This is a genomic window from Actinopolymorpha alba DSM 45243, from assembly GCF_000373925.1.
In the GTDB taxonomy this organism is placed as follows: domain Bacteria; phylum Actinomycetota; class Actinomycetes; order Propionibacteriales; family Actinopolymorphaceae; genus Actinopolymorpha; species Actinopolymorpha alba.
In genome coordinates this window covers 112,459-121,367 of record NZ_KB892744.1, presented here as the reverse complement: position 1 = coordinate 121,367, position 8,909 = coordinate 112,459, and the positions used below count along the sequence as shown (strand labels likewise).

At 67.2% G+C, this 8,909-nt stretch carries 12 protein-coding genes; 7 read left to right on the top strand and 5 right to left on the bottom strand.

Going from position 1 to position 8,909, the window contains the following annotated elements:
• Together B141_RS0110875 and B141_RS0110870 are read left to right on the top strand one after the other, a co-directional pair.
• On the top strand, positions 1–379 hold a 379-nt coding region (locus B141_RS0110875; protein ID WP_026257101.1), incomplete at its 5' end, for an HNH endonuclease signature motif containing protein.
• Between the two features lie 94 nt (positions 380–473).
• Positions 474–1,238: a class I SAM-dependent methyltransferase gene (locus B141_RS0110870; RefSeq protein ID WP_020575195.1), complete on the top strand. Its 765-nt coding sequence runs from the start codon at positions 474–476 to the stop codon at positions 1,236–1,238.
• Positions 1,239–1,252: 14 nt separating this feature from the next.
• Here the strand turns inward: B141_RS0110870 and B141_RS0110865 are convergent, their stop codons facing one another.
• Entirely contained in the window at positions 1,253–1,942 is a 690-nt protein-coding gene (locus B141_RS0110865; protein WP_040420979.1) for an alpha/beta fold hydrolase, read from the bottom strand.
• Between the two features lie 56 nt (positions 1,943–1,998).
• Positions 1,999–2,637: a LysE family translocator gene (locus B141_RS0110860; RefSeq protein WP_020575193.1), complete on the bottom strand. Its 639-nt coding sequence runs from the start codon at positions 2,635–2,637 to the stop codon at positions 1,999–2,001.
• 152 nt (positions 2,638–2,789) lie between these two features.
• On the opposite strand from B141_RS0110860, the gene B141_RS45465 reads away from it, so the two are divergent.
• Entirely contained in the window at positions 2,790–3,104 is a 315-nt protein-coding gene (locus B141_RS45465; RefSeq protein ID WP_157180936.1) for a hypothetical protein, read from the top strand.
• A gap of 253 nt (positions 3,105–3,357) precedes the next feature.
• Here the strand turns inward: B141_RS45465 and B141_RS0110850 are convergent, their stop codons facing one another.
• The 3 genes from B141_RS0110850 to B141_RS40025 all read right to left on the bottom strand — a co-directional run bounded on the left by B141_RS0110850 (position 3,358) and on the right by B141_RS40025 (position 5,837).
• Positions 3,358–3,891: a DinB family protein gene (locus B141_RS0110850; protein WP_020575191.1), complete on the bottom strand. Its 534-nt coding sequence runs from the start codon at positions 3,889–3,891 to the stop codon at positions 3,358–3,360.
• A gap of 475 nt (positions 3,892–4,366) precedes the next feature.
• Complete coding sequence (locus B141_RS0110845) at positions 4,367–5,080, bottom strand: DUF1775 domain-containing protein (protein WP_040420977.1); 714 nt, start codon at positions 5,078–5,080, stop codon at positions 4,367–4,369.
• Between the two features lie 103 nt (positions 5,081–5,183).
• Positions 5,184–5,837, bottom strand: a complete 654-nt coding sequence (locus tag B141_RS40025) for a zf-HC2 domain-containing protein (protein ID WP_020575189.1) — start codon at positions 5,835–5,837, stop codon at positions 5,184–5,186.
• 205 nt (positions 5,838–6,042) lie between these two features.
• Here B141_RS40025 and B141_RS0110835 point away from each other — a divergent pair, with 205 nt between their 5' ends.
• From B141_RS0110835 to B141_RS0110820, 4 genes are all read left to right on the top strand, one after another.
• Positions 6,043–6,603 (top strand): sigma-70 family RNA polymerase sigma factor, encoded by a 561-nt coding sequence (locus tag B141_RS0110835; protein WP_020575188.1) that lies wholly within the window; start codon positions 6,043–6,045, stop codon positions 6,601–6,603.
• A gap of 80 nt (positions 6,604–6,683) precedes the next feature.
• Positions 6,684–7,025 carry a YciI family protein gene (locus B141_RS0110830; protein ID WP_020575187.1) on the top strand — a complete coding sequence of 114 codons (342 nt, stop codon included), beginning with the start codon at positions 6,684–6,686 and terminating at the stop codon, positions 7,023–7,025.
• Entirely contained in the window at positions 7,025–8,266 is a 1,242-nt protein-coding gene (locus tag B141_RS0110825; RefSeq protein ID WP_020575186.1) for an RNA polymerase sigma factor, read from the top strand. The genes B141_RS0110830 and B141_RS0110825 overlap by 1 nt, the downstream gene beginning before the upstream one ends.
• A gap of 194 nt (positions 8,267–8,460) precedes the next feature.
• Entirely contained in the window at positions 8,461–8,829 is a 369-nt protein-coding gene (locus B141_RS0110820) for a VOC family protein (RefSeq protein ID WP_020575185.1), read from the top strand.
• Positions 8,830–8,909: the final 80 nt, after the last annotated feature.

Here is an 8,909-nt window from a genome sequence, read left to right as displayed (position 1 = left end):
CCGCACCGTCCAGGAATGGGCATGCGACGCCAAGATCAGCTGGTTCGGCATCCGCGACGGCGAAGTCGCCCTCTCCGACGGCACCAGATTCTTCACCGGACGCCTCCGCAAACTGCTGGAACTACGAGACCGCGGCTGCGCGTTCCCCGGCTGCGACCGCCCACCCGCCTGGTGCCACGGCCACCACATTCGTTCCTGGCTCAACGGCGGACCCACCACCCTCGCCAACGGGGCACTGCTCTGCGGCTACCACCACCGCCTCATCCACCAAGGCACCTGGCAAATCCAGCTAGCAGCCGACGGCATACCCGAATTCACCCCACCCGAATGGATCGACCCCAACCGCAACCCCATCCGTAACCAACGCCTCCGAACCTGACAGGTCAGGAGCGGTAGAGATTTAGTCCGCCCCCGATGAAGGGCGTGCATGCTTCCTGAGGCCTGGAGGGACTATCCGCCGATAAGGTGGCGGGATGGCCAACGAGGCGGTGCGGCACGGATTTGACGGCGCGGCCGATGCGTACGCTCATTCGCGGCCAGCCTATCCCGATGAAGCCGTCGCAATGCTCTTGCGCAGCTTCGGGTTGACGCCCGGCGCCCACGTCGTCGACCTCGGCGCTGGGACAGGCATCTTCAGCCACCATTTGGCCGCACAGGGACTGACGATCACCGCGGTTGAGCCGTCGGCTGAGATGCGCGCGAAGATCATTGCATCCGATCACGTCACCACGCACGCTGGCCAGGCCGAGTCCACAGGGCTGCCCGACCGATCCGCTGACGCCGTGGTCGCGGCCACGGCCTGGCATTGGTTCGACGCCGAGCGTGCCATCAAAGAAGTCCGACGTATCCTCAAGCCTGGCGCCGGCGGTCTGGGACTGCTGTGGAACCTTTATGACGAATCCGTCGCCTGGGTTGCGGAGTACGCCGACATCTCCTACCGCAGGCGACCTGCGAATTCTCCCAGCGCACGCGACGGTGACTGGCGTGCGTTCTTCGACGGATTGTCGGGATGGGAGCCATTACAGGAAGCGCGCTTCGACAATCCCCAGGACACGACGCCCGACCGGCTGATCGAGAGGCTGCTCTCCTCGAGCGCGATCGCGAACCTCTCAACAGCGGAGCGCGAGGATGCGCGGCAAGAAGCGTGGTCCGTGCTCCGCCGACATGGACTGGCCGCGCGAGCTCAAGTAGTTCTTCCGTACGTCACAACCCTCCACTGGACCAAGCCGTCCGGGTGATCCGTCGTGCCCCGTCACCCATGCACGGCGAGAAAGGCAGTGACCGCCGCGGCGAACTCGACAGGTCTGGCGTTGTGTACGCCGTGTCCAACGTCGATGGTGAGCAGCTGGCCGTTGGGAAATCGCTCGGCCATGGCCGCGATCTGTTCCTGCGGAAACGGGCTCTGCGACCCGCCCGCGACGACGAGGGTCGGAACCTCCATCTCCGGAATTCTTTCCCACCACGTCGGATCGGGGTTGTTGACCTGCCGAACGATTGACGGCCTTACCGGCCAGTCGAAGGTGAGCAGCTCGGATGGCCGCTCCGGCAGCGGCCGGCTTTGCGGAAGTGGCGGAGGCGTCTCCTCGAGGACAAGTGCGCTCACCCTCGCTGGGTGGTCCTGAGCGAGCAGGTAAGCGGCCACGCCGCCCATGGAATGACCTATCAACGCAGGCTGGGTCAGCTCCAATGCGTTCATGAATCCGAGCACATCGTCTCTCAACAACTCGAACGAATAGGTGCCCGGCCACTCGCTTTGACCATGCCCGCGCAGGTCCGGCACATAGATTCGCCAGTTCGCCGCGACGAGCGGCACCACCTGATCCCAGGACGACCCGCTCGAGGTGAGCCCATGGAGGAACACCAACGCTGGGAGGTCCGGATCTCCAAAGACCCGGTAGGCCAGCTTCAGCCCACCGGTATCGATCGTACGACGCTCCGACATCAGCGGTTCCTCACCGCCGATCGATCTTCTTTGGCCGTCCACCGGGAGATACGCCCTCAGTCCTTCCGACCCGTCGCGGCAACCGTGACGCCGAGCCCGATCATGGTAAGTCCGCCAATCCCACCTACCAGGGCCAGCCGTCGCGGTGAGCGGGCGAACCAGTCTCTCGCGGTGGCCGCGACCAGCCCCCAGACGCTGTCGGACGCCACTGCGACGAGATTGAAGACCAAGCCGAGCAGCATCATCTGGACGGCGACGTGTCCCTTGTCGCGGTCAACGAACTGCGGGAGTACCGACGCGAAGAACACGATCGTCTTGGGGTTGGTCACACCCACCGCGAACCCCTCCCACAACGTGCGGAGGCGGCTGTGCGCCGGAGCCTGGCTCTCGAGGACCGCATGCCACGACCAACGGTGCCGCACCGCCTTGACCCCCAGATAGATCAGGTACGCGGCGCCGGCCAGCTTCAGGACCGTGAAGACGAGGGCCGAGCGCTCGACGATCGCCCCGACACCAAGCGCCACCGCCACGACCAGCACGTACGCGCCGAGCGTGTTGCCCACGACCGTGGTCAGCGCGGCGCGGCGACCGTGCGCCAGTGCCCTGCCGACCACGAACAGCACGCTGGGACCGGGTACGACGATCAGCAGAAACGACACGGCCGCGAAGGCGAGCAAACGATCAGCAGACACCATGGCCACATGGTAGGGCTGCGAACGCCTGAGCGTTCGTTCCTGGAGCAGTCTCTATGCTGGGTGACCATGTGCACCGGAGAACCTTGCTGACCGCCACGCCACCGTCACCGCGCGGGCTCTGGCGTCGCATTCGCGTGTGGGTACTGCTGTCGGTGCTGGCAGCCACAGCGGGCTTTGTCGTCTACTTCATAGGAGTGTTCTCCGGCGGGCTCGATATCGGCGAGACCTGCGCGAGGCTGGGCCAACCGTACGACGACGCGTACCGCGCCACGCACTGGGAGGAGCCGAGCCGCTTCTTCCCCCTGCACAACCGGTGCAACGCGGCGTTCGACGTCGTGCCCGCCTGGGTGAACCCCGCTCTGGTCTGCTTCGCGGCGCTGACCGTGATCGGCGCGGTTGTTGCGGTGGTCATGGGCACCGCCCGGATTGTTGCCGCCGTGCGGCGTAGTCCCGCGCGAATCAAGTAGATCAGGTAGATCAGGCGGCCGAGCCGAACACTTCGGCGAGCAGCGCGGCACCGTCGGCCGGGACTCAACAACGGTTGGCAGGCCGAGGGCCGCTATTTCTGGGCGTACTAACGCTCGAGCCGCTTTCCGATTTCCGGCAGAGACGAACCGCCGGAATTCGTCGAGCGAACAACTCAGTGGGGATGTGCGCGGTTGACGCGCACACCCCACCCCCGTTCCAGGGCGAACCTTGAAGTCTCCCCAGCCGGAACGCCTACCCCATGGTCTTCTGGCCGTCGAGGGACTCCCGGATGATGTCGGCGTGGCCGGCATGCTGGGAGGTCTCGGCGATCACGTGCAGCAGCACCCGGCGCGCCGACCAGCGGGCGCCCGGCTCGAACCACGGCGCCACCGGCAGCGGGTGGTCGGCGTCGAGGTCAGGGAGCGATCGGACGATCTCGTCGGTCCGGTTCGCGACCTCCTCGTACCGCGCCAGCAGGCTGGCCAGCGTCTCGGCCGGCAGCATCCGCCACCCGTCCTCCCACGACTCCTCGCTCCCCTCCATGCTGCCCGGGCCGCCGAGCACGAAGCGCAGCCAGTTCTCCTCGCAGGCGGTCACGTGCTTGATCAGTCCGGCCAGCGTCAACTCGCTCGCCGTCGTACGCCGGGTGGCCTGTTCGTCGGTGAGGTCCCGCACGGTGTAGTGGAGGAAGTTCCGGTGCGTCGCGAGCGTCTGAAGAAGGTCCGCGTGCTCGCGCGTCGTGGCAACCGGAGCGACGGACGGGGTGGCGGCGGAGGAGGTGGTCATGAGCGGGTCCTTTCGATCGCTGCTTCGCGTTCGCGTTGAGGACCACGCTAGAGACAGATCCGGCCAGGTTCTGTCCTCAAAGGACCGGCGCCAAGTCGGGACCTTTCCGCGTGCCGCCGCAGCCGTCTCAAGTGGCGCACACCCAATCGTTCTGGGTACTGAGAGACCAGAGGGCAACCCCGTGGCTTGTTCAAAACCTCTGGCGTCGGAGAGGTTGCTGGATCTGACTGAGCGGGAACCGGACCATGATCAAGTTGATCATGAACCAGGCGCCAGCGGTCCGGCCTGTGAGACGACCCGCGAAATGATCTTGGTCGCGCCTCCGCCACGTCGCCTCCCGCTGCTTTCACGATGCCGCGACCTGTCGGCGTAAAGGGGTTTTGAATGAGGCTCCCCGAGTTGTCATAGGAACCTCGGCTAAGAGACCGAGAAACCTACGACAACTCGACCAAATCAAAGGCTTGTCTCAAGCAGGTCAGGCGGCCCGGCGACGGAGTACGACGGCGAGAAGGCCGGCGGCGACCAGCACCACGACCCCGATACCGGCGTACAACGGCCAACCCACGCTCGACGAACTCGCCTGCGCCGCGGCCGACACGGGGCTCGGCGCCGCCGCGGCGGTGGTCGGCGTCAGAGTGGGTGTCGGGGTCGGCGTGGGAGTGGGCGTGGGGGTCGCAGTCGGCGTGGGGGCCCGAAGGGCGGGCTTCAATGCCAGCACGGGCGCCGCGTTCTTCGGTTTCGCGCCTCCTGAAGATGGAAGCTCGATCCAGCGGTCGACCTCGCCATCGCTGTAGTTCTGCAGCGTCTTGAACGCCAGCGTCGTGGCGTCCTCGGGCAGTTGGCTGATCTTCACCGCGTACGTCGCGTCCTCGCCCGCCGGCAGCGCCGGTCCCCCAACGCTGTAGCCGTCGGCCGCGGGCGTGAGTTTCCAGCCCTTCGGCCCCTTGGCGAGGCTGACCTCGGCCGGCTGGATTCCGGCCGGCAGCACCACCCGCAGGGAAGTGATGCCCGCGGAGCTCGACTCGGATTCGGCGACGAACGTCACGGTCACCTCGCGTTCGCCAGCCCGCGCCTTGTCCGCCTCGACCTCGACATGGGCCGAGACCGGCCCCGCCGCGATCGACATGGCGACGCAAGCGCCACCGACCACCATGGCGGCCCGCCCGGCGAAACGACGCGTCGTACTCATGAAGGCCATTCGGGATTCACCTTTCCGTGAGAGGTTCGTTCGGATGCGGCTCCGCTGACGTAATTCCAGGTCGTCGGTGAAGCCGGCAGAGTTCCGCGCGAGATCACGCGGCACGCCGGGTGGGTTCACTCGTGGCCCGGCGTGTGGAATCAGGTCCGAACGGTCGCCGGTCTCTTCTGCTGATCGCGAGTACGGCCAGCGTTCCGAGTACGACCGGCAGGTGGCTGGCTGGCCCCTGCCACCTCGCGTGTCCGCGTACCAGATCGATCGCTTCGACCCCAGTCAGGACGACCATGAGGGTCAGCAGCAGCGGCAACTGGCTGGAAGCACGGCGTCGATGACGGGCCGCCCAGAGCAGACCGACGCCCACCGCGACGTTGAACGCCGCCACCTCGTTACCGACGTGCGCCTCAGTGGCGACAGCGCGCGCAAGCCCGCCGTCGGCATGGAGGAACCCGTGAAGGAGGAGCTGGGCAGCACCCACAATCAGCTGCGCGCTACCGGAGACGATCAGGATCGCCAGCAGCCACCGGACCCGGCGGCTGGTCCGTGGCATGGTCACCCTCGCCATCACGGCAGCCGTGACGTCGGGAAGAGGCCCGAGTCGGTGAAGCCGGCTTCGCCGGGTGAGGTTCTCGGCCGCTCCCTTCCATGCCGCGCATGGCGCGCAGGTCGACAGGTGTGCCTCCAGGCGCTCGAGGATGACGCCGGGATCTTCGCCGTCCAGGCTCGCCGAGATCGCTTCTCGGGCTTTCACGCATTCCACGTCTGCCAGGTCGTGCGGATCGGCGTAGAAGTTCCCGGCAAGTCCGCGCGGTTGTACGTGTTCCGCACATCCTGGGTCGGCGCGTTGTGAGAAAGAATTCCCACACAGTCGCTGGTAACGGCCTGGCTACAACGGGCAAAGTGCTCTGCCAAGAAAGAGTGACATTCCCTCTCCAAAAGGCCGAGGTCACCCCGACGTGGACGACAACGACATAACGCGACTGCTGTGTGCCGCCCAGCGCGGCGACCGGACCGGGTACGAAGCGTTCGTCCACGCGACCCAGGCGTCCCTCCACCGGCTGCTGACGTACCTCGTCGACGCCGGCACGGCGGAGGATCTGACACAGGAGACCTACCTGCGTGCCTTCACCGCGCTGCCGCGTTACGAGGCACGCTCCCCCGCCCGCCTGTGGCTCTTCGCCATCGCCCGGCGAGTGGCGGCCGACCACTTCCGAGCGAGTCACCGCAGACCGCGTCACCATCGCACCGACGACTGGGCCGCCGCGGCCGAGCGCCGTGGGATGAGCGCTCCAGCCCCCGACAGCACGGTGTCACTCCGGTTGGCGATCGCGGACCTCCACTCCGACCGGCGGGAGGCATTCGTCCTGACCCAGATGCTCGGCCTGTCGTACGACGAGGCGGCCAAGGTGTGTGGGTGTGCCACCGGCACCATCCGCTCCCGGGTGTTCCGCGCCCGGACCGATCTGGTGGCGGCGCTCAGCCCCGTGGACGAACTCCGGCACGAATCCAGGATCTGACCGCGCGCGTTTGTCGGATGGCGGCGCTGCCATTCGTCGTACCCATGTACGACGATGGAGCCCGACGAAGGAGCGCGGTTATGAAGTACCTGATGTTCGTCGCCACGGACCCCGACGGCGAGCGGGACGACCCCCCGGGCGAGGTCACGATCGAGGAGTGGGTGGCCAAGCACGACGCGTCTGGCGCGCGGGTGAGGGGTGACCGGCTCCGCCCGCCCGAGGACGCCACGACCGTCCGTAAGCGTGCGGGCAAGGTCCTCGTGACAGACGGCCCGTTCACCGAGTCCCGGGAATGGATCGCGGGATACGACGTGCTGGAGTGCGCGGACCTCGACGAGGCGATCGCGATCGCCGCGGAGCACCCGATGGCACGGCACGGACGCTTGGAGTTGCGTCCCTTCTGGGCCATCGACCAGGCGTGATGCCGGAGCCACGCGTCACGGTCGGCGACGCGCTCGTCCAGGCGCTCGCGCGGGAACGGCTGCGGATCGTCGCCTCTCTGATCCGCATCACCGGTGACTGGGACCTGGCCGAGGACGTCGTCGCCGATGCCACCGAACGTGCGTTGGAGCGGTGGCCGGGGGACGGCGTACCCACCAATCCGGCGGCGTGGCTGACGAGGGTGGCGACCCGGCGGGCGATCGACCTTGCCCGCCGGGCCAACCTCGAGCGTTCCAAGCTGGCGGAGGTGGCGGCGCTGGGGGCCCAGGACACCACTGAACTGGTGGTTCCTGAGCCGCCCGCGCTGGAGGACGAGCGGCTGCGGCTCATCTTCACCTGCTGCCACCCGGCCCTGCCGATGGAGGCGCGGGTCGCGCTCACCCTCAAGGTCGTGTCCGGGTTGTCAACCGCGGCGATCGCTCGCGCCTTCCTGACCTCGGAGGCGACGATGGGCCAGCGGCTGCTGCGGGCCAAGCGCAAGATCACCAACGCGGGCATCCCCTACCGCGTGCCGACAGCGTCGATGCTGCCGGAGCGGCTCGAGGGGGTGCTGGCCGTGGTCTACCTCATCTTCACCGAGGGCTACGCCGCGGCCGATCATGCCCTTGCCGAGGAGGCGATCCGGCTGGGCCGGCTCCTCGCCGAGCTGATGCCAGGTGACGATGAGACCCGCGGGCTGCTCGCGCTGATGCTGCTCCAGCACGCGCGTCGCGACGCGCGCCTCGTCGACGGTGAGCTTGTCACACTGGAGCAGCAGGACCGTAGCCGTTGGGACGTCGCCGCGGTCGACGAGGCCCGGGCCCTCCAGCCGATCCCGGGTGCGGGCCGGGGCCTTTACCGGATCCAGGCTGACATCGCTGGCATCCACACCGCCGCGCGTGCCGCCGCGGACACGGACTGGGCGGCGATTGTGCGGTTGTACGACGAACTGTTGGGAATCCTTCCCTCCCCTGTCGTGCGGTTGAACCGCGCCATCGCGATAGGGATGTGCGACGGCCCGCTGGCCGGATTGGCGGCGCTTGACGCCGTGGCCGCCGAGGGCGGACTCAGCGACCACTACCTGATCCCTGCGGCACAGGGCGACCTCCTGGCCCGGGCCGGCCTCCCGGCCGAGGCCGCGGCCGCTCTCCGGCTTGCCGCCGACCGTGCGCCCACGGAGACGGAACGACGACAACTGGAGCGCCGGCGCCATGAACTCCTCGCCAACCGGCCGGAGCGATGAACAAAACCGACCACTGGCCTGCGCCCTTGCTGAGCGGAGGACCCTGGCAACGGTGTTTGGGAAGAACTCCTGAGGCATGGATCTCGAACAAGACAGTAGGTGTCCAGATCACGCCATTAGCGTCGATGTCTTTGGTGGAAACCCAAGTCTCGTTGGAGGTTTCGATGAACCGTCGCGCGCATTGGGGAGGAGTCGTGCTCGACTCGACTGATCCTCAGCGGCTCGCACGATTCTGGGCGGCCGTACTCGGATACAACGTGGTGGAGGATTCACCCGGATGGGTGGTGACCCAGGATCCGGAAGGCAGCTGGCCCCTGCTCGTCTGCCAGGGAATCAATCGGCACGTCCAGCACGGCGCTGAGTCCCCGCAGGGCAACAAGTTTCACCTCGATGTCGGCCTCGCACCGGGTCACCACGCGACCGTGGACGAGGTGAAGGCGGAGATAGCACGGTTGGAGCAGCTTGGAGCTCACCGCGTTGAACGGATCGTCGCGGAAGGCCAACCGATCCACTGGGTCTGGGCCGACCCCGAAGGGAACGTGTTCTGCGCTCCCGGCCTCTGACCTGAGCACCAACGGGCGCTCGCCGTGCCTATGAAGCAGTGGAGACTTTTCCGGGCGAGCACCCGGAAAAGTCTCCACTG